24 protein-coding genes and 1 pseudogene are annotated in these 22,020 nt (G+C 51.3%); 13 read left to right on the top strand and 12 right to left on the bottom strand.

Going from position 1 to position 22,020, the window contains the following annotated elements:
* Positions 1-17 precede the first annotated feature (17 nt).
* Positions 18-431, bottom strand: coding sequence for an acyl-CoA thioesterase (locus JCM12308_RS10680; RefSeq protein ID WP_054783699.1), 414 nt, complete (start codon positions 429-431; stop codon positions 18-20).
* Positions 432-462: 31 nt separating this feature from the next.
* Entirely contained in the window at positions 463-828 is a 366-nt protein-coding gene (locus tag JCM12308_RS10675; RefSeq protein WP_054783698.1) for a SpoIIAA family protein, read from the bottom strand.
* A 250-nt stretch (positions 829-1,078) separates the two neighbouring features.
* Here JCM12308_RS10675 and JCM12308_RS10670 point away from each other — a divergent pair, with 250 nt between their 5' ends.
* From JCM12308_RS10670 to JCM12308_RS10640, 7 genes and pseudogenes are all read left to right on the top strand, one after another.
* Complete coding sequence (locus JCM12308_RS10670) at positions 1,079-1,339, top strand: SHOCT domain-containing protein (RefSeq protein ID WP_054783697.1); 261 nt, start codon at positions 1,079-1,081, stop codon at positions 1,337-1,339.
* 663 nt (positions 1,340-2,002) lie between these two features.
* Complete coding sequence (locus JCM12308_RS10665; RefSeq protein WP_008549150.1) at positions 2,003-2,611, top strand: protein-methionine-sulfoxide reductase heme-binding subunit MsrQ; 609 nt, start codon at positions 2,003-2,005, stop codon at positions 2,609-2,611.
* Positions 2,612-2,737: 126 nt separating this feature from the next.
* The gene (locus tag JCM12308_RS10660) at positions 2,738-3,340 is read left to right on the top strand and encodes a peroxidase-related enzyme (protein ID WP_054783696.1); all 603 of its coding nucleotides are present in this window, start codon (positions 2,738-2,740) and stop codon (positions 3,338-3,340) included.
* A gap of 130 nt (positions 3,341-3,470) precedes the next feature.
* Positions 3,471-3,797, top strand: a complete 327-nt coding sequence (locus JCM12308_RS10655) for an ArsR/SmtB family transcription factor (RefSeq protein ID WP_054783816.1) — start codon at positions 3,471-3,473, stop codon at positions 3,795-3,797.
* A 45-nt stretch (positions 3,798-3,842) separates the two neighbouring features.
* A pseudogene (arsB, locus tag JCM12308_RS10650) lies at positions 3,843-4,890 on the top strand (ACR3 family arsenite efflux transporter).
* 182 nt (positions 4,891-5,072) lie between these two features.
* Positions 5,073-5,735, top strand: coding sequence for a hypothetical protein (locus tag JCM12308_RS10645; RefSeq protein ID WP_054783695.1), 663 nt, complete (start codon positions 5,073-5,075; stop codon positions 5,733-5,735).
* Between the two features lie 51 nt (positions 5,736-5,786).
* Positions 5,787-6,299, top strand: a complete 513-nt coding sequence (locus tag JCM12308_RS10640) for an NUDIX hydrolase (RefSeq protein ID WP_054783694.1) — start codon at positions 5,787-5,789, stop codon at positions 6,297-6,299.
* Here the strand turns inward: JCM12308_RS10640 and repC are convergent.
* The 3 genes from repC to repA all read right to left on the bottom strand — a co-directional run bounded on the left by repC (position 6,278) and on the right by repA (position 10,123).
* A complete protein-coding gene (gene repC, locus JCM12308_RS10635) occupies positions 6,278-7,579 on the bottom strand; it encodes a plasmid replication protein RepC (protein ID WP_054783693.1) in 1,302 nt (433 codons plus the stop codon). The genes JCM12308_RS10640 and repC overlap by 22 nt on opposite strands.
* 253 nt (positions 7,580-7,832) lie before the next feature.
* Positions 7,833-8,906, bottom strand: a complete 1,074-nt coding sequence (repB, locus tag JCM12308_RS10630) for a plasmid partitioning protein RepB (RefSeq protein WP_054783692.1) — start codon at positions 8,904-8,906, stop codon at positions 7,833-7,835.
* Complete coding sequence (repA, locus tag JCM12308_RS10625) at positions 8,903-10,123, bottom strand: plasmid partitioning protein RepA (RefSeq protein ID WP_014284695.1); 1,221 nt, start codon at positions 10,121-10,123, stop codon at positions 8,903-8,905. The genes repB and repA overlap by 4 nt, the downstream gene beginning before the upstream one ends.
* Positions 10,124-10,603: 480 nt before the next feature.
* On the opposite strand from repA, the gene JCM12308_RS10620 reads away from it, so the two are divergent.
* Complete coding sequence (locus tag JCM12308_RS10620) at positions 10,604-11,077, top strand: GNAT family N-acetyltransferase (protein ID WP_054783691.1); 474 nt, start codon at positions 10,604-10,606, stop codon at positions 11,075-11,077.
* A gap of 588 nt (positions 11,078-11,665) precedes the next feature.
* On the top strand, positions 11,666-12,373 hold the full coding sequence (locus JCM12308_RS10615) for a GntR family transcriptional regulator (RefSeq protein ID WP_208609185.1): 708 nt from the start codon (positions 11,666-11,668) through the stop codon (positions 12,371-12,373).
* Positions 12,374-12,409: 36 nt separating this feature from the next.
* Here JCM12308_RS10615 and JCM12308_RS29590 read toward each other — a convergent pair whose 3' ends face one another.
* The 3 genes from JCM12308_RS29590 to gshA are packed head-to-tail and all read right to left on the bottom strand — an operon-like array spanning position 12,410 to position 14,491.
* On the bottom strand, positions 12,410-12,652 hold the full coding sequence (locus JCM12308_RS29590; protein WP_244271884.1) for a GNAT family N-acetyltransferase: 243 nt from the start codon (positions 12,650-12,652) through the stop codon (positions 12,410-12,412).
* Positions 12,568-12,876 carry a GNAT family N-acetyltransferase gene (locus tag JCM12308_RS31470; RefSeq protein ID WP_244271875.1) on the bottom strand — a complete coding sequence of 103 codons (309 nt, stop codon included), beginning with the start codon at positions 12,874-12,876 and terminating at the stop codon, positions 12,568-12,570. Before JCM12308_RS31470 ends, JCM12308_RS29590 begins: the two co-directional genes overlap by 85 nt.
* Positions 12,877-12,886: 10 nt before the next feature.
* Positions 12,887-14,491 carry a glutamate--cysteine ligase gene (gshA, locus tag JCM12308_RS10605; protein ID WP_054783690.1) on the bottom strand — a complete coding sequence of 535 codons (1,605 nt, stop codon included), beginning with the start codon at positions 14,489-14,491 and terminating at the stop codon, positions 12,887-12,889.
* A 761-nt stretch (positions 14,492-15,252) separates the two neighbouring features.
* On the opposite strand from gshA, the gene JCM12308_RS10600 reads away from it, so the two are divergent.
* Positions 15,253-15,747 carry a hypothetical protein gene (locus JCM12308_RS10600; protein ID WP_128647372.1) on the top strand — a complete coding sequence of 165 codons (495 nt, stop codon included), beginning with the start codon at positions 15,253-15,255 and terminating at the stop codon, positions 15,745-15,747.
* Here JCM12308_RS10600 and JCM12308_RS10595 read toward each other — a convergent pair.
* A complete protein-coding gene (locus tag JCM12308_RS10595; RefSeq protein WP_014284690.1) occupies positions 15,744-16,643 on the bottom strand; it encodes a LysR family transcriptional regulator in 900 nt (299 codons plus the stop codon). The genes JCM12308_RS10600 and JCM12308_RS10595 overlap by 4 nt on opposite strands.
* Positions 16,644-16,764: 121 nt before the next feature.
* Here JCM12308_RS10595 and JCM12308_RS10590 point away from each other — a divergent pair, with 121 nt between their 5' ends.
* Entirely contained in the window at positions 16,765-17,487 is a 723-nt protein-coding gene (locus JCM12308_RS10590) for an SDR family oxidoreductase (protein ID WP_054783688.1), read from the top strand.
* A gap of 186 nt (positions 17,488-17,673) precedes the next feature.
* Here JCM12308_RS10590 and JCM12308_RS10585 read toward each other — a convergent pair whose 3' ends face one another.
* On the bottom strand, positions 17,674-18,162 hold the full coding sequence (locus JCM12308_RS10585; RefSeq protein ID WP_208978441.1) for an FMN-dependent NADH-azoreductase: 489 nt from the start codon (positions 18,160-18,162) through the stop codon (positions 17,674-17,676).
* Between the two features lie 127 nt (positions 18,163-18,289).
* Here JCM12308_RS10585 and JCM12308_RS10580 point away from each other — a divergent pair, with 127 nt between their 5' ends.
* Positions 18,290-19,168 (top strand): LysR family transcriptional regulator, encoded by an 879-nt coding sequence (locus JCM12308_RS10580; RefSeq protein ID WP_208609182.1) that lies wholly within the window; start codon positions 18,290-18,292, stop codon positions 19,166-19,168.
* A gap of 9 nt (positions 19,169-19,177) precedes the next feature.
* Here JCM12308_RS10580 and JCM12308_RS10575 read toward each other — a convergent pair whose 3' ends face one another.
* Complete coding sequence (locus tag JCM12308_RS10575; protein WP_054783686.1) at positions 19,178-20,431, bottom strand: serine hydrolase domain-containing protein; 1,254 nt, start codon at positions 20,429-20,431, stop codon at positions 19,178-19,180.
* Between the two features lie 217 nt (positions 20,432-20,648).
* On the opposite strand from JCM12308_RS10575, the gene JCM12308_RS10570 reads away from it, so the two are divergent.
* A complete protein-coding gene (locus JCM12308_RS10570; RefSeq protein ID WP_054783685.1) occupies positions 20,649-21,002 on the top strand; it encodes a hypothetical protein in 354 nt (117 codons plus the stop codon).
* A 7-nt stretch (positions 21,003-21,009) separates the two neighbouring features.
* Here the strand turns inward: JCM12308_RS10570 and JCM12308_RS10565 are convergent, their stop codons facing one another.
* The gene (locus JCM12308_RS10565; RefSeq protein WP_054783684.1) at positions 21,010-21,861 is read right to left on the bottom strand and encodes an AraC family transcriptional regulator; all 852 of its coding nucleotides are present in this window, start codon (positions 21,859-21,861) and stop codon (positions 21,010-21,012) included.
* Between the last annotated feature and the right edge of the window lie 159 nt (positions 21,862-22,020).

Below are 22,020 nucleotides of genomic sequence, written 5' to 3'. Positions count from 1 at the left end.
CACCATCAAGGACCTGCTCATTCCTTGATGAGCAGAGGCACAGCAGTCTCTTTGATGGCAGGAGGAAATGGGCAGGCATGGCGAGTCTCCCGATCCAGATGAGCGCAAATCAGCTCCGTCGTTGCAAGTAGTTTTTGCGTTTCCGCGTTATACATTTCATGCAGGATATAGAGCGTCTTCTCATGAATATCCGTCAGCCCGGATCTACAAAAAAGGAGATCTCCAGCCAACGCTTCGGCGTGGTATTTCGTGGTCTGCTGCACGGCTGCCATACCTCGATTGTACTCTCGAAAATATGCTGAAGTTAGCCCGACAAGTGAGAACAGATGCCAGTTGGCTTCATCAAATTTCTCCGTGTACCACTGCACATTCATGTGCCCCATGTGGTCCAACTGATAGGGATAGACGACGCCTCGATAGGTCTCGATCATGCTACTTTCCAATGGTGACTGAGCGGCTAAATCACTCCTTCACCCACTCCCAGGCCTTGTCCAGATTTGCCATATCGAAGTGCTTTTCGCCTATGCCGAGCATCGCTGCGAATGGACTATCCATCGCCACAAGCCACTCCCAAATCTTCCGATCAGAGACAATTGCAATCCGGTGAAAGCTCTTTGCATGGGTCATCGCCCACTTCAAATCTTCGTATCCAGCCTCGGTACCCCAGTGAGCTTTTTCATTCAAAATCACCAGAACGCTGACCTTGGCATGCTTATCCAGCACCTCTTCTACCTGAGAAATCAGGTTCAATTCTTCGGTGATATCGACCTTTCCATCGACCTCAAACCCGAGCACATTCTCAGAACTTTCAGGAAGTTTTTTGATCATTCTGGCACCTCTTTCGTTGGCCGGAATAGTACTCGAACTCCACCTTCTATCCTGTTTCAGAGGCCTCGTAGTTTCGAGATAATTTGGAAATCACCTGCCAACTGAAAAGTTGACAGCTGTCCACTTTTATAAAAGTGTAACGGTTTCACCACGTCTGTCAGGTCTGAGACAGTTGAATACAATTGAAATTTGAAACCAAAAGCTGCACTCCCCATTGTAGTGATGTCTAATATACTCCAAGGAGATCACTATGTTTCATCAGGCTGGAATGCACGGATTCCACTTCTTCCCGTTCCCAATCGTACTCATACTATTGCTCATAATCGGTTTTCTGATCGCTCGGTCCTATGGCTACTTTGCCGGTTCAAGTCCAGCAAAAACGACCGAACCTGAGCAAGCGAAATCGTCAAATTCCGAAGCACTGGACATCCTGAGCAGACGTTTCGCGAAGGGGGAAATTGATGAAGAGGAGTATCAAAAACGGTCTCAGGTCCTTCGTCTGAACCTGTAGATTGATGGTTCATCGGCGCTCGGAGCTGCTAAATCAGAGCGCCGTTCTCTCTGTTTTGCATCACGTTGTCAGCTGACAACTCTTGGTCAGGTACACCACCAGAGAGACTCTGACGGATAGAACAGCCTCTATAAGAACCATCATTGGCCACAGTAGATGAGATCTTTATCGGTCTCATTCCTCCCTCAGGTTTCTATCTACTCAGCCATTCAGAAGCTGCTTGTCTGCAGGTTCCACACTATCACCTCCCCCCAAAGACAGCAGAGTACACACTCCAGTTAGGGGCGTTTGCAACAACGTTTGCATCAAGATCGCCACAACTCTTGTTAAAGTGTAATCACTCAGAAATGCCAAAATGGAGGCACTATCTGGCGGAGTTGTACCTCCATCAGTGGGCGCATCGAAAACCTATGTTGTTTCAGTGGGTTGAACTGTCACCCGATGATTACCGCAGTCACAGTTTAATATCACTTACCGGGCTCGACGACATTTCGTTACATCTGATTTCTTGCTGAAAATGTTGGACTGGGCCAGTGTTTGAACAAGGTTGAAAGCGGACACCGCAGTCGCAATCGACCGCACACTGCTGATCTCCCACGTAACCCCAACACCGCGAAATCAGCAGTGTGCACCATCACTTACTGCAAAACCACTCGGGCTATCATGTCTTACCTTCGCGCATTTTGGAACTCGCCGTATACATTCTGGTTTATTCTAGCTCTGCCAGGACTTCCCATCATTGGCGGGCTACTTCGTGAAGGCGAAAAACTGGAGCACCTGCTCCATCCTTCTGGAGAGTTTGCAGCACGTTTTCTCATAGTCAGCTTGATGATCACACCACTGATGTTCCTGACAAATGGACAACGTTGGGTGCGTTGGCTGCTGGCACGCCGTCGTTACATTGGTGTGGCTGCTGGCTGTTACGCCGCGCTTCATCTTGCCATCTATCTTCTCGACAAAGGTTCACTTGGCCCGATCCTTGAGGACCTCGTCAAAATCGGCATCTGGACGGGATGGCTTGCATCGCTGATTTTCATTCCTTTGACGATCACAAGCAATGACTGGTCCATCTCAAAACTCGGCAGAAGCTGGAAGAGCCTTCAAAAACTTGCTTACCCAGCCGCCGCGTTGGTACTGGCCCACTGGATCCTTTTGGACTTCAAAATCGGTCCTGCCCTGGTTCACTTCACGCCACTCATCCTGCTTCAGGCTTACAGATACGTGCACGTCACCAATAAGAGAAAAGAGAGAAAACTCACCGCCCACGCTTAATCCCAAGCAAGCACCAAACTCACCCACCTTCTTGCCTCAGAAGGTGGGTTTTCTTTGCTCTCCTTTTGTAGTGAGGACAGCCTCTCCTTTCAGAGGTACTCTAATGCAATGGAGGAGGGACCATTTATGACAGAAACTGATTTTCCAAAGATTGAGAGCGCAAGCCTTAAGCATCCAACTGCGCTCAACCTTTCATTGCCAGACCCACTACCCGATGACATTCAAGAACTTTTCGGGAAATGCCAAAGCAAGCTCGGTCTAATTCCAAACGTTTTGATCGCCTTTGCACACCGCCCAGACAAACTGCGCGCCTTTTCTCAGATGTACAATGAGCTGATGCTTGGGGAATCCGGCGTCTCCAAACTGGAGAGGGAGATGATTGCGGTGACCGTGTCTTCCATCAACTCCTGTTGGTACTGCCAGGTTGCCCATGGAGCTGCTGTTCGCGAGTACTCCAACAAACCCGAACTGGGTGAATCGATGGTGATGAACTATCGCTATGCGGATCTAACCGAGAAGCAACGGATCATGCTCGACTTCGCGACCAAGGTGGCAAAGTCATCCTCGGAGATAGGGGAGGGGGATCGCCAGCAACTTCGCGATGCAGGGTTCACCGAGGAAGACATCTGGGACATTTGTGAGGTTGCCGCGTTCTTCTCCATGTCCAATCGCATGGCCTCTGCAACGGGTATGCAGCCAAATCCTGAATATCACTCGACTGCGCGATAAGGCGAGTAGGGGAGGGGCTCTACAGCTGTCAACTTGGCGCAGAAAAAGTTGACAGCTGTCAACACACAAACCTCTTGCCAAGCATCCAATGCAAGAGTATATCGTTTATCGACGATATACGGAATCAATGATGACAGATACCACCTGTGTAACCGAATTTGCGCCGACTTCTCTCAATGAAGAGGAGGAGGAAAAGCTGGCTTTGCAAGCGAAAGCACTGGCGCATCCTGCGCGGGTTCGCCTTCTCAAGATCATGGCTTCTCAACCGGGCTGCGTTGGTGGAGATCTCGTCAACTCTATCGGGCTCGCACAATCGACCGTGTCCGAACATCTTCGAATTCTTAAGGATGCAGGCTTCATACTGGCAGAGGTCCAGCGTCCGCGTGTTTGCTACTCAGTCAATCGAGCTGAACTGAAAAGCTTCAATTTCCTCTTTGAAAGCAGCTTCAAGCTCTAAAAATTTGCCAGAACATATCTCTATCGACGATAGACAGGAGAAATCATGGGTACTTTCGAACGCTACCTCTCAGTCTGGGTAGGTCTCGCGATGGCGCTTGGGGTAGGGGCGGGGCTCCTTCAACCTGGACTGTTTCAGTTCATCGGGGATCTGCAAGTTGGTGGCATCAACCTGGTCATCGCGGTTCTCATCTGGTTGATGATTTACCCAATGATGGTACAGGTCGAATTCACTGAAGTGCGCAACTGCTTTGTGAAACCTAAAGGCCTGATCGTAACGCTTGCCATGAACTGGCTGGTCAAGCCGTTCACCATGCGGCATTGGCTGTGCTGTTCATGCGCCATCTGTTTGCCCCCTTCATTCCGGCTGCTCTTGCCGATCAATACATCGCTGGCATGATCTTACTCGGTGTTGCGCCTTGTACCGCGATGGTGTTTGTCTGGTCTTACCTCACAAAGGGCAATGCAAGTTACACCGTTGCGCAGGTCGCAACCAATGACTTGATCATGATCTTCGCGTTTGCTCCGATCGCCGCATTCTTGCTGGATGTGTCAAACATCATTGTACCGTGGGATGTTCTGCTCGTTTCAACCGCTTTGTTTGTTGCGCTGCCATTGGGGGCAGGGTGGTTGACCCGCATTGCGCTTAAAGACAAAGAGCACCTTTCATCTTTCAGCGCTGGCATGAAACCATTCTCCATCGCTGGTCTGGTGGGAACTGTGTTTATACTGTTTGGCCTTCAAGCAACAACATCATCGCCTCACCAGCAGACATCGTGCTGATCGCGATCCCGTTGTTGATCCAGACCGTGCTGATTTTCTACGTGACTTACTTCTGGATGAAGAAATGGCGCCAGCCGCATAATGTTGCAGCGCCAGGTGCCATGATCGGCGCCTCCAATTTCTTCGAGCTCGCCGTTGCTGTTGCAATTAGCTTGTTCGGCGTGACTTCAGGTGCGGCACTGGCAACCATCGTCGGTGTGCTGGTTGAAGTTCCGGTGATGTTGGCGTTGGTTTCTTATGCTAATCGGACCCGCGGTCAGTTTGCCAGTGATGATCAGGTCTCGACTTCAACCGATCATTCAAAAACATAACTCAAAGGGCAGGGGAGCGATCTCCTGCCTTTTGCCTTTGTCAAAGCTAATCCAGCTCACATTCTATACGGATTGGCACCTTACCTAAACGACTAGGCTATACTTCATAGTTCACCAAGGGCATTATCACCCAAATACTCTTAGCATGTGCGAGCTGATGGTAAACGAAGGTTGATAATTAGATGGCCGATGAAATTTGGGTCAGTAGTGTAAGAAGCAATTCAGCTCTTTTTGACAAGCCTGGCATTCGCGAAAAATACTACGGCCACGACTGGGCACCGCCAAAGTTTGAATTTGGTCCGAGTCCAGAGGAATTTGAGGATAGCTTCCATCGTTACATTCTGGGCGACAAGCTAAAGCGCGAAGAATTCCTTGAAGCTGCTTATGTGTTTAACCCTAAGTTCTGGAAGCGTGTTCAAGATCTTTTCGCTCTTGAAGGATATTTCTGCGCGAAAGGAGAGTTTGCAGAGATCCTCAAACGCTTTGATATGGGTGGAGGAGAACTAGTTGAGTTTCCCATCTATGAAACTGACAAGACCACGCAGTTACCTGGCCCGTTCTTCTTTATCAACTGGGGCTCACAAAAACATTGCTTCTTGCCTGAAGAGAGCAATGGGGTAAAGGCAACTGCTCGAAATCCAGAAACAGGGTTTCACAGATGGCGTGCTGCGATCGAGCCTCAAGACGAAGATATCGCAGTTTCAGCAGATGCGCTGCAAGGTGCAGACCTTTGGATCGAGCCTTTGCTGCGCTCCAAGATTTTTATGAGTGGGCAGTTACATGATACCATCGTGAAGGCTTATCCAAAAATTGATTTTCGATTTTCTAAAGCCAGAATCCTTTGACTATTATAAGTATTCTACTCACGAACTCTCTTTACTTTTGATAGAGCCATTATGTCCAAAGTACCTGTCTTTTGTAGTGCCGCAACTGTTTTCCTGATCGACAAGATTATTGAAGAACCTCAGGTTCTGTTATTGCGTCGCACCAAACCACCTGTTCATACTTGGAGCCAGATTTCTGGAGGCATTGAAGGAGATGAAACAGCCTGGCAAGCCATGATCCGCGAAGTACAAGAAGAGACCGGCATAACTCTCAAGGACCTCTGGTCTGCTGATGCGGATATCCATTTTTACGTTCCTGAACAGAACAGCTTCTCCATTCTTCCGGTCTTTGTCTCACATGTCTCGCGGAATACTCCGGTCACGCTCAACAAAGAACACGATGCCTATCAGTGGTTCTCGTTTGCTGATGCAAAAGCGCTTGTTAGTTTTCCCGGCCAACGCCAGATACTAGATCTGATCGAAGACGAGTTCATCAACCGCACCCCAACGCCCCACCTGCGGATCAATCTGTCGACGTCGCAGGAAACAAAAGCTCCCGATCTTTACGCGAGAGCCAGCCCGTAAAGTGATTTGTGCAGGGCGAGTTTGCCGTCTTTTGCCCGGTCAACACAGGCGCGGAAGTAACCAGCTGGTCGTGAAATGCCTTCCGGATCGCGCAGGGTCTTTTCTACGGTTACCACCAGCACGGCAGCGGCCATTTTCTCACCCAATGTCAGGATCGCCTGTTTCCAGCCATCCTCCGACAAACCGATGGCCAATCGCAACTGTTCGGCGCTTTGCAGCAAGTCGAACCAACTGGAGAAGGGCATACCCAGAATTTCTTGGGTTTGTGCGGTTGCACTGTCGATCAAACCAATGGAAATAGCCGATAAATGCTCACTTAAACCGTTATCCAACTGGGTTTCTTGCTGAGATTGCAATTGAGCTGTGCCGCTGGATTTGGCAGAGAATTTGCTTGATTGATCTTTTTCAAGAGCAATATTCTGAGCTTCGTTAGAAGCGAAGTTAGTGTTTGAGTAGCCATCGTTAGATGGCTGCCGTTGTTTACTATTTATAGGAGCTAGAGGGGTTGTAATATTATAAGGGGTGACATGAATGTCATGGTCGCCTGACATTTCAGTAGTTTTATCTGAATTATCAGCTGTTTGTGTCTCCCCTTCTTGTGCCGCTGCCAGATCAGCAATCACAACTTCATAGAGCTCAGAAATCTTTTCAGCGCGCTCCACAACCATCATTGGCGTGTCCATGAGAACTGTCAGTTCCTGAAGGTAGACCTCACAATCAACTCCATCGCTCTGACCAGTACGGCAAGCATCAACAATTGCGCGGGACAACCGGTTCACAGTCCGTTTTGCTTCCTGCTCAGCACGCAGTCTTGCCTGGAAGGCGTCTCCAATCTGCTTGATTTCCGCAACACGCTGGCGTGCCGGTGAAAAATCAAAACCATACCCGCGGTCGATCTCACCACTTGCATCATTGCGGTAGATGAAGCGTCGGCCCGTGGAGCTGTCACGATAGGCAAGGATACCTGCTTCAACCAACCGCTTGAGCGCGCGGATTACCGTACGAGTTGAGCGGCACACATACTCGGCCAGCTTCTCGTTGGAGATTGCCACCAGCGGACGGCGGTCTTGTTTCCAGTCATCAGCCCGTGTCAGACCGATCAGGATATCCAGAATATGATAGGCAGTTCCGTCAATCCCCATGGCTGGGGCTGCCTTTTTGAGAGTGATTGCCACCTCGGCCTTTGTTGTTTTGACGATGTCATTCGCCATAGCCAGTCGCTGGCTTTCCAACATGCCGGGTGTCATTTTGCGAAAGGACGCAACACCGGTGCTTTGCATAGCAAACCCATTCACCGAGGGAAAACCCAAGGTGTTATCCAAGTAAGATTGGGGATTGAGCGCCCGAAAAAGCAAAAATGCGCCACAAAGGGTTTCAAGAAAGCATTGCTTACTTGATTCGCAGGGTGCGTTCGTCGTAGGATGATCGTGCTAAAGATGGTCCACGACGAGTATTACTACTCTCTTGGGCGACGATTTTGGGGCCTTGCTGATTGCCGTCAGCAGGGCCTTTCGTCATTCAGGGGCTACACCATCAGGCATCCTCCCCCTTCGTCTCTTCATACTTGGCAATCAGCCCCGGCAGTTCCTTCAGCAAAAACGCGCTGAAATCGCTTTGCGTTTTGCTATCAACGGAAAACACGGTTGCTTTGCCTGTGTGCTTGACCAGCACATGCTTGTTTCCAAGCCATTCAGAACTGTTTGCTTTGCGCGTATGCGCAGCCACTGGGATCTCACCGGCAGTCTGAGCAGAACTTGCTTCTGTCTCAGCAGGTGTTTCCTGCAACAACTGCAGCACTTCGCTGAAGCGTTCATCACTGTGCAGCTCGGTGAAGGAATCCAGAGCAAACAGTGAGGTCACGGCCTTCTCGTGGTTTGATGCCAGTCTTCCATCTTCAAAGAAGCTGGCCATCTCCTCCCACCGAGGGCGGCCGATCTTCGGTGCAGGACCGATCACACGCAAAAACTCCTCAGGCATGGTTGCCGCCAGCTTGCGAAGTTTGGAAACGAGTGATTTGTCTTTGCCGATCGCTTTCACAATCAGTGTCTGCGGATAATCCTGGGCCAGACGATAAACGAAGAGACAGGTTTCTATGAAACTCAGGTCCTTACGCTCATGGTTTTCCTGACCCTGAGCAACCAACAGCTCCTCATCGGAAAGCTCTTTGATCACACCGCGGACAGGTTTGCCCAATGCGCGGCAGGCCTTCCAACGACGGTGGCCGTAAGCGATCTGATAGACACCGCTTTCACCCGGGGCAGGGCGCACCAGAATAGGCACTTGCTGTCCGGTTTCAGCAATGGATTCTTTAAGCGCTTCAAAGGCAGGGTCAAACGCAACTTCCATGCGGTCTGCCACGAAAGAAGGCTGAACCTGTTCCGGATCCAGCTCAACCACGTTCACAGAAGACGCCATTTGCGTGTTCAGCGTTTTCAGCTCTTCACGCAGCCTGTCGCGTTCGTCCTTGATCAGATTGATCTCGGCAGCGCCAATAGCTCCGGAAGACAAGCGTGGGCGCGGAGCTGTTGCGTCTGCAACCATGCCTGCCATGCCGCCGCCTGAAAACAGCGTATCGAGTGCGTTTTTCCGGTCCTTAGCTTTGTTCATAGTGGTCGTCCCCAAGAGCCACGGAGGAGATCTTCAATTTCCCGGTTCACGGAATCCATGGATTCAAGCGCACGCTTCAGCGTTTCGCGGCCAATGGCTCCCGGCTCCAGCTCATAAAGCGATTTCTTTTCAAGACCCGCATTGGCAACCGCGGTGGATTCCAACGCCGGCGCAGTCAGCACATCCTCACCAAACAGGGCGCGGAGCAAGCCAACAACGCGGGTTTGCGGGCTGTCGTTTGGATTGTGGCGTGTCACGAGGAACCGCATCCAATCCAGGTTCATTTCGCCGCCATTGTTCTCAATCACTGCCATCAGGTCAGAGCTCATGCCGAGGAACTGGTTACAGCTCGCAAGATCCAACATCTGCGGGTGCAGCGTGATGAGCAGACCGGTCGACGCAAACAAAGCACCCAGTGTAAGGAAGCCAAGTTGCGGCGGGCAGTCGATTACAACAACATCATAGCGGTCATCAACTTCAGCTAGGACATTGCGAATACGGCGGAAAAAGATGTTCTCGCCTGTAGAGGCGCCGGATGCGATCGCTGTTGGCACAATGTGCTCAAACTCAGCCAGCTCAAGGTTGGCCGGGATCAGATCCAGATTATCAAAATAGGTTGGACGCACCACTTCGTTCAAAGAACGGCGGCCTTCATCATAACGAAGGGCACCAAACAAGGTGCAGTTCGGCTCAACGTCAAACTCTGGCTGCACACCAAACATGGCAGAAAGAGAGGCCTGCGGATCGAGGTCAATCGCGAGAACGCGATAGCCGCGCAGGGCCAGATAATGCGCCAAGTGGGTGCTGGTGGTGGTTTTTGCTGAGCCGCCTTTAAAGTTGGCACAGGAAATCACCTGCAGCTTCTCACCTTCACGGCGGTGCGGCAGGATATTGACCGCTTCATCGCCTTTTTTGCGTGCAGCCAGCACTTCGCGGATCGCGTTGATCTGCTCCAGCGTATAACTACGACGGCCATTGGCAAGGCGGGTCGGGGTAGGGCCTTCTCCATCCAGATCCAACTGGCGGATTGTGCTTTCAGAAACCCCGATAAGACGTGCAACGTCGACGGACGAAAAGGCGCGCAGAGCTTTGTGTGCTTCAGGCGGATAAAGTTCTTGCCTTAAGCGGTGCAGCTGGCCAGAAAGGAGCTGAGAATAACGGGAGATCTTCTCAGACGGAGTTTCCTCGCGCAAAAGAGTGTTGTTGCCGTATTCCACTTCGTTTAGCCCTCAAACGGTTCTAGTCATCTACAAACGGAAAGTGCGCCCATATGGCCCGTGTTTGCGTCGAAAGGGTAACTGACCTGTAGTTCAGTTCAATCCCTTTTTGGTTAACTCCCGTTAACTCCTGTGACCATCCACCGGATTACCGATGATTTCATCAGTAATTTCAATAGGATGGACTTATGCAGAGGCGTCAAAACGATGCGTGCATAAAATCGACGAAACAACCATTCTATTTCTGAAGAAACATATTCGCCCCTCAGATCACTCCGACTCACACTCCCTCCCGTTGATTCTCTTGGTCTGAACACGAGATATAACACCGCTCACACCAGCGGGGATAAGTTTGCGTAGCTGGGGTGATAAACTAAGCTCATAGCTGAAAGAAAACGGTCCCAGCAACTGGACAATGTTTTGGAAGAAGGCCAAATTCCATAGTCATTTACTGCTAATTTTTAGAACGTTGAATTGCCTATGAATATTCCTGAGCTCAAACCACATTACACATTTCCCAAGCTAACAACCAATGCAAGCGACAAGGCGTACGCGTTTGAAGCAAAGCGGGCTGCCATGGGGCCTTACATCGTTTCGCGTTGGGGCTGGGACGAAGACTTTCAGTGGCAGATGCACTTACAACGCTATGACGAGAAACCTTTTTTCGAAATTAGAAAAGAAGGTGACCGCCTTGGAACAGTATCCTTCCAGATTTTGACTGATCACGCGACATTTGGTGAGTTCTATCTGTTTCCTGATTTTCAAAGGCAGGGGATTGGATCAAAAATACTGGCACACTGCCTGGCGGTTGCTGACAAATTGCAACTACCAGTAAGGCTGGAGCATTTGCATTGGAACCCTGTCGGCTCCCTCTATCGCCGACATGGATTTAGAAAAACAGGACAATCAGAGATTCATTGCTTTATGGAGCGCCCTGCTAAGGTCAGTTCATGAGCAAAATTCTCAAACAGATACATGCAAAAGCTGATCTCCTATGCGATTCCACGATTTGAACTTGATAGGTGCCTCCGCCAACTTACATCAGAGCAGAAACACGGTCCGGAGGCACTAAAATGAGCAATCTATCACCTTTTACAGGGCGGATTGAGCAAGCATTTGTGAGATTTGAGCGGAGTTGCGGCTAATAGTTTCTCCCGTTTATATGGCGGGAAGAAAACCAGCAGAGTATAGTTGAGAATATTTTATTAAAATAGCGGATAAACTCTACTTCATCGCAACGAACTCTAAGTAAGTCCGATTCATATGCTGCATGAATAAGAAAGCACATGAAAAATTTTGCAAAAATAATCGATAATCTAGCATCTTTTTCCATCAAACGAGCTCGTTTTATTGGAAAGTTATGTCAGACCTACGCAATTTCATTGCTTTTATAGTTCAGATATTGTTTTACAATTGAGGGAACAAACTGGCCAGATCATATTGCAATTTAACTTGGCCGGATAACAAAGCTGAAGACCTAGTTTCCATAGCTAAGAAGAGAAACGCCAAATTGCATAGATAATAATTGTAAGGCAGATAACTTTGAAAATAGAGGATACCTTAGAAAGAGCCGTAACATCGGTCACTGCACAAAACGTCCCGTCATCCGCCTCTCTAATAGACAGGGCCTACGCGCACCTGCGGGCGGCAATCCTGTCTGGCCAATTGGAGCCGGGCAGCAAGCTGCGCATTCGCGAGATGTGCAGCACTTTTGATGTTGGACCAACACCTGTACGAGAAGCGCTTTCCCGTCTGGTTTCTCAGGGACTTGTTGCCACTCAATCGCACAAGGGATTTTATATTCCAGAACTTTCTCAAAAAGAGTTTCAGGATATTGTTGAGCAGCGCCGCCTTTTGGAAAGCGCGACGGTGAGAACCGCCGTTGAAAAGGGCGACGCACAATGGCGCGACCGCGTGCTGGACGCTTACCATGCATTGCAGGAAATTGAACGCACGTGGCAGGCGTCGCGGCGTGATTTCTGGAATGAGTGGGAAGAAGCCAACCGCGTGTTCCATATGACGCTGGTAGAAGGTGCAGGCTCCAGTTGGGCAAGCCGTTTCCTTCACATGCTTCATGACCAGTGCACTCGCTACCGCGCAGCCATGCGCCGTGCCGGTTTCATCTCTGAAGGCGTGCAGGACGATCACACTCAGCTGATCACTGCTGTGCGGACCGGAGATGGCGCTCTGGCTGAACAGACGATCAAAGCACATATTGATCGCCTGCCAGCATTGTGCATGCCATCTTAACACATTGATTTACAAAATTTATTGCCGGTGAGAGGCTTAGTCTCCCACCGCAATAGCTGCAGCGGTTTTCAGCGCAATCTTCACAGGTGAGCGCAAACGCAGCCAGGTTTGGTGTGCATCCGCCTCTGCAGTCACATCCGCATATCCCATCGCTTCATAAAACTTCAAAGCGGACTGATTGATCCGGTCCACCTTCAGCTCATGCGCGCAGCCGTAGTGTTCCAGCAGAAACTGCAGGGCCTGACGACCAAAGCCGCGTTTGTGGTGGGTGTAGCGGATGTAAAGGGAATGCAGGAAGTGTTCCGGCGTGAAATAGCCGATGAACCAACAATCTCACCGTCAGATCTTAAAACCCAGACATCTTCGCCCTCAATCAGGCTCTGAAACTGATCTGCATGGATGAAGCGCGTGTGATCGTAGGCAAAGGTGCGGCTTGCCACGTCTGCATAAAGCGCGGCAAGCTCATTGTGTTCTTCAGAGGTGTAGGGCGAAATCTGCAGCACAGGCACCCGTTTATTGACCGTCGAGGCACTCTGGCGGCAGAACGTCGGTTTTATTCTGAGAATCCAGGAAATGATCAAAGCTGTGATCGCCGGGTTGGCCCTCAACCCGCTCATAAGCAGCGCGGGACTGGGAGACCATGGCTTCCTGGAACTTCATGCGCTCTGATGACAGCGGCATGGCTTTCAGATGATCGGTCTGGTTCTGAGACAGCTCCGCGATGAAACCAGTGTAAGAGCCTTTCTGCTTCACACCTTTCAGGATCTGCGCAGATGGCGTCATGTCCGGATTATCCAGCTTCTCAGCCTGCGCGTTGACCGCATCTGTGTGGCCGGTACAGCCATAGACATCGTCCATAATCTCGGCAGTCACGCGCATTTCGTCGAGCACCTTGTGACCCGCAGCGCGAAGTTCCAGACCACCGTCACCATAAGCTGGCAGCACCAGATTTGGCAGACGACCCTGCCAGGCCACCATGCGCTGCTGATCGTTAAGCGCCTGCTGTTCAGCAGAGGTGATACAGGCGGAAGGTGCCAGCGTCATGTGGGTGAGGAACGCATTGAGGAAGTGGGCCTGCTGCTCACAAATACCAATTGGGTTCAACGGGTTAATGTCGAGAGACCGCAGCTCGATGTACTCAACGCCACGACGGCAGAGCGCGGCAATCGGGCGTTCGCCTTCTTCCGTGTTGCGCTTCGGACGCGCAGACCCGTACAGCTCGTTTTCAAGCTGCAGCTGGTGTGTGTTGATCTGCTTGTAGTCGCCCTCTTCAGCAACACCGATCTGCTCGTACTGGCGCACGGATGTGGCCAAAGCGCCGCGCAGGCCTTCGATGTAATCGCAAAGGGAGTTGTAGTGAATGTCCAGCTCACTCTGCACCACACTGGTATAACCCAGGTCGCTCATGCGCAGCGAGGTGGCGTATTCACCGAAATAGGTGTCGTCACCCAGCATGGAAAGGGTTGGGTGAGCGGATGGCAGGTAGCTCTTGTCAACCGCAGGGGAGGCGCCAAACAGATACAGCATCAGCCAGCCATGGCGCTGCAGGTTACGGATCAGACCCAGATATCCTGCACTGCGGAAGTCCTGAAGGCTGCTGCCGGAGGTACACTGCTCGTGGAATGCATGCCACAGACCATCGGAGATGGAGAAGTTGTAGTGAATACCGGAGATCGTCTGCATCCGCTTGCCATAGCGATGCGCCAATCCTTTGCGGTAGAGCGTCTTGATCTGCGCGGCGTTGGAGCTGCCGTACTCAGCGATGCGAATGGTTTCGTCGCTGGTAATTTCCGGCGGCATGGAGGCGTTCCACAGGTACTCGCCTGCTTCCGTCTTGCGCGCAGCAAAGGCCTGCAGTTCTTTCAGGAACTCAAGGCTTTCCTTAACTGAGTGCGCAGCAGGGGTGATGAACTCCAGCTGAGCTTCAGAGAAATCGGTCGTGATGAATTTGTGCGTTAGCGTCTTGCCCAGAGCGTCCGGGTGGTCACGCAATGACATAAAGTCATCTCTGCCAACACGCAGAGCTTCTTTTTCGATCCCCACGCGGAGTTCAGCAAGACCTTTGCGAACAGCGCTATTTTCCAACAGCTTCAGCGTGGCTTCACCTAATTTTGTCATTCTCGTTCCGTTAATCTGCGCAAAACGGTTATATGGGCTCAAAATATCCTAGCAAACCGCAGGGCTTACTCTCTGACATAGATACTTTGTAATTTCATGGATGCAAGAGTACAAAACCTGTCGAATTTTCCTTAGTGTTTTATGCGCAACTCCTATCATTAATGCGTGAACCAAGATCAATTCGAGAATAAAATTAAACTGAGAAAATGAAGAAATTCACGGCCTGACGATCAACACATCAGCAATATGTATTCCTGAGCACACTTCAATAATCAAAAAATATATACTTAATCCGACTAGCGGAACACTCAGACCTAAACTGCTGATTTTGCCGTAAAAGCCCTGCCTATTCTTTTAATAGGAAGACACCTCAGCCCGAACAACAAGCAGATGCGGGCCGGAATACAGTGCTGTGATCTGATAAAAAATACAGAATTTGCTCAGTCAGCTCACAAAGTTCGTGTGCATTTTGAACACTCTAACGGATATTTCGAACGCCGTGCGTTCTTTGGGGAAGCCTAAATCCTTCCGTGTAACCAGTACTCAGCTTCTACTGTTTGCAAAGTTTAAGCTGAACACATCTCAAGAGCATCGGCCTCACATAGGCCCTCTCAAGCAGCCTCATTCCATCAAGCATATTTGGAAGAAACCGCAGGTCTGACTGCAAAATCTTCAGTGGATCGCGTTTGGGATAACTTGGCCCACCACAATCACGCCTCACCAATCCTGAGGCTATCAGCAAAATAGCCTCAGCAAATCTGATGGATGTCTTCGCAAACTGCGGATCGTTAGGGTCATCACACCGATCTGATGAGGACACTGATTTGCCCAGCAAGCTCTCCCTGTGCGTTCTCGCCTTCACGCTTCCCGTTCTGGCCAGTTGCGTTTCTGATGAAGAGCGCATCCCGCAGGCGTACTCTCCAACCGTGGAGATTCCGCAAGGGGCCACGCTGATCACCGTCAACACCACACCAGATGGCGCCTTCTGCTATTTGCAGGGCTATAGGTCATCCATTTTCGTGAAGCATACGCCCGGCCCAATGGTGGTGCCTGCCGGGTTTGAAAACAAAAACCTCATTTGCGAGCTGAAAGGCTTCAAGACGACGCGCGGTGCTGTGTTGCCCGGCCCACCACCACCGGATGGCGACAAAATCATCATCCAGCGCGTGTTCATTCCGGTGGGTGTGAATGATCCCAACTCCAGTCCGGCCGGTGCCATCATACCGGATGGCTTCGTCGGCACCTATCGCCGCTAACCCAACACCGCCTCATACCGGGCTTTGAAGTTGGAGCTGAGATAATTCATCAGCTCCCGCACCCGGTGCAGCTGGTGCCGCGTTGGCGGGCTCACCAGCCACAGCGGTGTTGTCTGCTTCCAACCGGAAAGCATTTCCGTCAGTTCCCCGCGCTTGATCGGCGCATCGGTGTAAACATCCGCAAGCCGCGCAATACCAAGGCCTGCCACAGCAGCCTGACACATGACGCGGCCATTGGAGATCTGAAAGCCTTTCTCCGCCTGCACCACGATGCGTTCCTGGCCTCGCGTGAAAATCCACTCCTGCACACTGCCGGAGATAAACGGCAGGCCTTTCAGATCAGACGGGTGCCGGATTTTGGAGTGTGCCGCCACAAAGGAAGGGGAGGCCACATAGCGAGTGGTGATGGTGTGCAGTTTGCGGGCGATCAGCGTGCTGTCTTCCAGATCTCCCATGCGCAGCACAAGGTCAAAATCCGTCTCCAACAAATCCTCGCGGATGCTGGAGAAATCCAGCTTCACCTCGATCCCTGGATTGGCTTGCTGGTACTCAATTACCAGCGGTGCGATGAGCTCCTCACCAATCAACCCGCCAACGGCATTCATGCGGATAGGGCCAGTCAGACTGTCCGTCGCCTGGGACGCTAGGTCAGAGGCATCCTCAATCTGCTTCACGCCTGCGCGGCACATTTCATAGTAACGCTCACCGATCTCCGTCAGGCGCAGTTTGCGGGTAGTCCGGTAAAGCAGCTGAACGTCCAGATGCTCCTCCAACTGGCTGACCTGCTGACTTAAACTCGCTTTTGAAAGACCAGTTTCATCAGAAGCTAAGGTAAAACTGCCATGTTCCGCCACGGCCAGAAACGAGCGCAGACCATTCCAATAGATATTGTTCATTTCAGCCTAACAATCATTTTGAATTACCCTCATTTATCAGCGTGATCATTTTTGTACAATCGCCGCAACACAACGCAAGTCCATCTTGCTCAAGAAAAAGCTAACTAGGCAGGAAAACAAAATGACAAAGCCACTTATCATTATCACTGGCGCAAGTTCCGGCATTGGTGCAGCGATTGCGAAGTCTTTCAGCGCAGCTGGCCATCCACTTCTTCTGCTGGCACGTCGCGTTGAGCAGATGGAAGCTCTGGGTCTTCCAAACACTCTGTGCCGCGGTGTTGACGTCACTGATCGTGATCAGCTGATCGCTGCTATTAAAGAAGCTGAAGACAAGTTTGGTCCGGCAGACGCTATCGTCAACAACGCTGGCTGCATGCTGCTGGGTGATCTGTCTGTGCAGGATCCTTCTGAATGGGATCGCATGATCGACCTGAACGTGAAGGGCGTTCTGAACGGCATCCACGCTGTTCTGCCAGGCATGAAAGCACGCAAGGGCGGTTCCATCATCAACGTCAGCTCCATCGCTGGCCGTAAAACCTTCCCGGCACACGCAGCATACTGCGGCACCAAGTTCGCGGTTCACGCCATCAGCGAAAACCTGCGTGAAGAAGTGGCCGCGGACAATGTGCGTGTCATGACCATCGCTCCAGGTGCTGTGCAGACTGAACTGCTGTCCCACACCACTTCTCAGGAAATCATTGATGGTTATGAGCAGTGGAAGAAAGAAATGGGCGGCGTACTGGACCCACAGAACGTGGCAGACACTGTGCTGTTCGTTTATCAGCAGCCACAGAACGTCAACATCCGCGAAGTTCTACTCGCAGCAACTGGCCAGCCTGCATAAAGCTGAGTTAGACAGTTTGAATAGAAAGCCGGCTCATCCTCCAGAGCCGGCTTTTTTTTTGCAATAACGATACTTGTTAGGCCAGTTCAGCAATCTTCTGATTGGCTTTGCTCAGGCCCGCTTCAGCGGCTTGTGGCCCCATAGCCAGCCCTTTCGCATAGATGAACTCGATATCCGTGATGCCCATCAGGCCAAGGCAGATTTGAGGTAAGCCGTTGCCAGATCATGGGCAGTGCCAAGGAAGCTTCCTCCTTGCGTAATCGCCACATAACACTTTTTGCCTTCCAGCAGGCCAACCGGTCCGGTTTCCGTAAACTGAAAGGTCTGCCCTGCACGGGTCACGTAGTCGATCCATGACTTGAGCGTGGACGGGATCATCAGATTGTACATTGGCGCGCCAAGCACAATGAAATCTGCCTCTTTCAACTCAGAAACCAGCGTATCAGACAGCGCCAGTGCCGCTTGTTGTGCGGGCGTAACAGCAGCGTTTGGGTCATAGAAGCATTGAAAAAGGCTGTGTTCCAGATGCGGGATCGGATCTTTGCTCAGCTCGCGTTTGATGTGCCGCATGCCGGCAAAACGGGAGAGCAAGTTTTCTGCCATTTTGTCGGAAAGCTGCGAGGATTGAGAGTCTGTTTCCAGCATACTTGTGTTGATCTGCAACAGAGTTTTCATGTGCTTAGTCTCTTTCAAAAAATCAGGAGCGCTCCATCCCTTCATGGAGGCATGCCCATTGATTAATTTCATTTGCTGATGATACAAAGTTAGTTACTACCGCTTTTATCAATAGATTGGATGCAACTTGCCAAGCATCGAGCAATTGAAAATGTTCATCGCCGCCGCCGAATCCGGTAGTTTTTCTGCGGCAGGGAGAACACTGGGCAAAGGCCAGTCAGCCGTAAGCACGGGGATCGTGAATCTGGAGGTGGATCTGGGGTTCGAGCTTTTCGATCGCACCACACGCAAGCCCCAACTCACCGAAAACGGCGAACGTATGCTAACCTACGCTCGCGCTGTGCTGATGCAGGTCGACAACATGACCACCGCAGCCGACAGCATTTTTTCCGGCGATGAAACCAATGTTCGCCTCATGCTGGATGATGCTTTGCTGCTGCCCTCGCTCAGTCAGTTTCTGATCGAGTTTGGAGAGAGGTTTCCCGCCACACGCATCGATCTGCTCTCTGGTGTCAGTCCGGACATCCCCGGCATAGTGGCACAAGATCAGGCGGATATCGGACTGATGTTCTCTGGCGGCAGCGTGCAAAAAGGGGTGGAGCAGGTTTTCATCGGTAATCTGCCGTTTGTCTCCGTTTGCGTGCCTAACCATCCGCTCACCAAGTTGACCGAGATTGGCGCAAATGAGCTGCTGTCTCATCGCCAACTTCTGCTGCGTAGTCCGCAAGGCAGCGTGCTTGCTCAGTTTCCGGAGCTTTCAACTCAAGTCTGGCACGCAACCAGCTTCCACGCTCTTCGCGAACTGGTGATGCAAGGGGTTGGCTGGGCGTATCTGCCAGAACATCTGGTGAGCACAGCCATTGCTTCCGGCCAATTGGCCCGGCTGAACCTGCGGTTTGAGCACAAGCTCTGGAGCCCCCCAGTAGAATGCATCAAGCTCAAACACTCTCGCATGGGCCCTGCCGTTTCATGGCTGTTTGACAGTATCAAGAACGTGTTGTCGTGAGACCGGTGCTTACTGGCTCTCCAACTCAACCGTTTCCTGCTTCGTCAGATGACGTGCGATGGATTGAAACAGGGCGATTGATTTCATCTTCACCATCTCCTTATCCCGCTGGTAGGACGGATAGGTGGAGGTTTTGGCGATCACCACGTTTCGGGCAGGGTTGATGTAGAGGAACTGGCCGTGAATGCCGATGGCGGTGAAGTCACCATGATCAGATTCGAGCGGCAGCCACCACTGGTATTTGTAGCCGAGCGGGGAAGGGCTCTGCGGATTATCATAGCCCGGCATCAGACGCGGCTCATCCGGTGTTACAGAGGTCTTGATCCACTCTTCTGAAACAATGCGCTCACCCTTGTGGTTGGTACCGCCTCTTGCCAGCACCATGCCAACCCGCAGCATATCGCGCAGCCGAATGTTCACCCCGCCAAAGACCACCGGTTGACCTGCCTGATCCACCATGAGTTCAGCGGAGGACTCGGCACCAATTTTGGACCAGAGTTTTTCGTTGAACCACTCCTGATAGGGCTTACCCGTCGCCCCGCGCAGCACCCAGCCGACCACATGGGTATCGATGGAGGAATAGCGGTTGTACGTTCCCGGCTCCAGCTCTCGCGGAACATCCTTGGTGAACTCATCTTGCGAGCCAAGCAGGATCGCAACGACGGACTGCACGATATCAGAGTTCAGATCAGCGTAGTTCTCATTCCAGCGCACACCGGAGGACATCTCCAGCACATCTTTCAGACGCACGCCATCATAGGCAGTACCCTTCAGCTCCGGCACATACTTGACCACCTGATCTTCAACGCTGTCGATATAACCTTCATCCATCGCCACACCCACAAGGATCGAGGCCATGGATTTGGAAACAGACATCTGGATCGCATGGGTTTCAGCTGAGTTGCCGCGATCATAGTACTCATGGATCAGCTTACCATTGTGCATGATAGCAAGGCCGGTGGTGTGGGAATCCAGAATATAATCCGCTGTTGAAGCCGCTTCGCCTTTGTACATAAAGGTCGCTGGCATTGGAGAGGCCTGATACTGCCGCGGCAGCTGATAGGTCTCTTCCGGCGCTTCAACGGAGATGCTCGGATACTCAATGTAAAGAGAGCGGAACTTCTGATCGATGTTCTCAGGTTTAAATGCATCCGCATAGGCCATCACGGCACGGATCTCTGCAATGTCCTGTCGGAAGTAAAATGCGCCAGCGGCAAGCAGTACAACAACAGCCAGAACACCCCAGCCAATCTTCTTTAACATGATGTCCCCCCAAGATCGCGGTGAGAGGTTAAACCCTCCAGAGCGAGCTCCAAGCTTACGCATGGGTTAAAGACTTGTAAAGCGAGGAGGCTGCAACAAAAAAGCGATGTATTACCCATTTAAACGCAATTAAAACATAAGAACTCACATAGTCTTTGCCGGTCTCCTGTTTAATGGTTGCAGCCTTTATTTTCTCCGATTGGTGGGAGTATTTGTCATGCAGTCAAAAACAACAGTCTCTCTTATTGCACTGAGTTTCCTTGTGATTTCATCCAGCGCCGGTTTTACGCAGATTAATAACTTCGCTGAGGACCCAACCGCAAACGCGGATGCCAACCCGCTGAAGTCAGAATATCCCGACATTATCAGCCCGGTCTCCGATTGCCCCGGCATTGCTGAGAAATACCAATCCGGCGGCGCTGGTGCTGATCCGCTCGGTTATCCGCCCAACTTCGGTTTCGGTGATATGTCCGCCGCTGATCAAGAAGCCTGCATCAAGGAAATCAATAAGGACGGTAACATCAACGAGAAGCAGGAAACGGAAGAAGAAAACAACATCCTGCAGAACTAACTCATTGTTATTGCAAAGGAAGGAAGATCTCGACGAGGAGGTCTTCCGGCGCTGTATTCGTCGGGCTGTTCAGAAAAACCTCATAACACGGCTGGTCAGCAGCCTCTTCTCCAGAGGTTGGCAGCCAAACACCGTAAAGATAATGGAACGCGCCTCTCAGCCCGGCATACGGACCTTTGTGCTTTAACACCGCACAGCGACCACCGGGGATAACCAGAGGCTCAAGCCCCTCCGTATTCGCAAAGTTCTGCGGAACAACGGCCCCCACATGGGAGCGTAACTCGTCCAGCGGCACAATGGAGGGATCATCATAATAGATCCCGACAATAGGCCCACACTTGCGGATAACACCCCGTGACGACAACATCGCTGCCAGCTTGCTGAACACCACGCCCATCTCAAAATAAGACCCACGGTGAAACAATGCTTGCAGGCTTCGTTCCGGAACCTCTTTGATTTCAACGGGATGCATGGAAAAGATGCTTTCCTTCTCCGTTTCCAGCGTTGGCGCAGCATACTTGCTTTCACGAAATTGCCCCGGCGCCATGCCATACTCGCCTTTGAATGCACGGGAAAAACTCTGCGCACTGGGGTAGCCGTATTGCTCGGCAATCTCTGTAATCGGTTGTTTTGATTGAATAAGATCCAATGCGGCCCGGTTCAGCCTGATCCGACGAATAGAGGTCGCCAGCGTTTCGCCCCGCATGCTTTGAAACACCCGGTGCCAGTGAAACCGCGACATGCAGGCAACATCCGCCAGAGCATCCAGACTCAAATCCCCATCCAGATTGTTGTAGATGTACTCGAGAACACGCAGCATCCGCTTTTCATAGGCTGCTTTGTTCTGTTCCGGTTTCACTCTTAACGTCCCCCGTCAGTCGCCGTTAACTCCCTTACATCACAGAGGGACTGAACATATCTTGCTATTTTATCCCCGAAACATGCATGTAACTCCGACTCGCTCGCAAAACCACGTGATCGATATCCCGCGAGACAACTTGAGTATTTCCACCTATTG

It is taken from the genome of Pseudovibrio denitrificans JCM 12308 (genome assembly GCF_001310815.1).
GTDB classification, from domain to species: Bacteria; Pseudomonadota; Alphaproteobacteria; order Rhizobiales; family Stappiaceae; genus Pseudovibrio; species Pseudovibrio denitrificans.
This window is presented reverse-complemented; position numbering and strand designations above follow the sequence as displayed.

Coding starts and splice junctions, on each gene's coding strand:
- JCM12308_RS10680 (WP_054783699.1), bottom strand. CDS start 431: ATGATCGAGACCTATCGAGGCGTCGTCTATCCCTATCAGTTGGACCAC.
- JCM12308_RS10675 (WP_054783698.1), bottom strand. CDS start 828: ATGATCAAAAAACTTCCTGAAAGTTCTGAGAATGTGCTCGGGTTTGAG.
- JCM12308_RS10670 (WP_054783697.1), top strand. CDS start 1,079: ATGTTTCATCAGGCTGGAATGCACGGATTCCACTTCTTCCCGTTCCCA.
- JCM12308_RS10665 (WP_008549150.1), top strand. CDS start 2,003: ATGTCTTACCTTCGCGCATTTTGGAACTCGCCGTATACATTCTGGTTT.
- JCM12308_RS10660 (WP_054783696.1), top strand. CDS start 2,738: ATGACAGAAACTGATTTTCCAAAGATTGAGAGCGCAAGCCTTAAGCAT.
- JCM12308_RS10655 (WP_054783816.1), top strand. CDS start 3,471: ATGACAGATACCACCTGTGTAACCGAATTTGCGCCGACTTCTCTCAAT.
- JCM12308_RS10645 (WP_054783695.1), top strand. CDS start 5,073: ATGGCCGATGAAATTTGGGTCAGTAGTGTAAGAAGCAATTCAGCTCTT.
- JCM12308_RS10640 (WP_054783694.1), top strand. CDS start 5,787: ATGTCCAAAGTACCTGTCTTTTGTAGTGCCGCAACTGTTTTCCTGATC.
- repC (WP_054783693.1), bottom strand. CDS start 7,579: ATGCAAAGCACCGGTGTTGCGTCCTTTCGCAAAATGACACCCGGCATG.
- repB (WP_054783692.1), bottom strand. CDS start 8,906: ATGAACAAAGCTAAGGACCGGAAAAACGCACTCGATACGCTGTTTTCA.
- JCM12308_RS10620 (WP_054783691.1), top strand. CDS start 10,604: ATGAATATTCCTGAGCTCAAACCACATTACACATTTCCCAAGCTAACA.
- gshA (WP_054783690.1), bottom strand. CDS start 14,491: ATGACAAAATTAGGTGAAGCCACGCTGAAGCTGTTGGAAAATAGCGCT.
- JCM12308_RS10600 (WP_128647372.1), top strand. CDS start 15,253: ATGGATGTCTTCGCAAACTGCGGATCGTTAGGGTCATCACACCGATCT.
- JCM12308_RS10595 (WP_014284690.1), bottom strand. CDS start 16,643: ATGAACAATATCTATTGGAATGGTCTGCGCTCGTTTCTGGCCGTGGCG.
- JCM12308_RS10590 (WP_054783688.1), top strand. CDS start 16,765: ATGACAAAGCCACTTATCATTATCACTGGCGCAAGTTCCGGCATTGGT.
- JCM12308_RS10585 (WP_208978441.1), bottom strand. CDS start 18,162: ATGAAAACTCTGTTGCAGATCAACACAAGTATGCTGGAAACAGACTCT.
- JCM12308_RS10575 (WP_054783686.1), bottom strand. CDS start 20,431: ATGTTAAAGAAGATTGGCTGGGGTGTTCTGGCTGTTGTTGTACTGCTT.
- JCM12308_RS10570 (WP_054783685.1), top strand. CDS start 20,649: ATGCAGTCAAAAACAACAGTCTCTCTTATTGCACTGAGTTTCCTTGTG.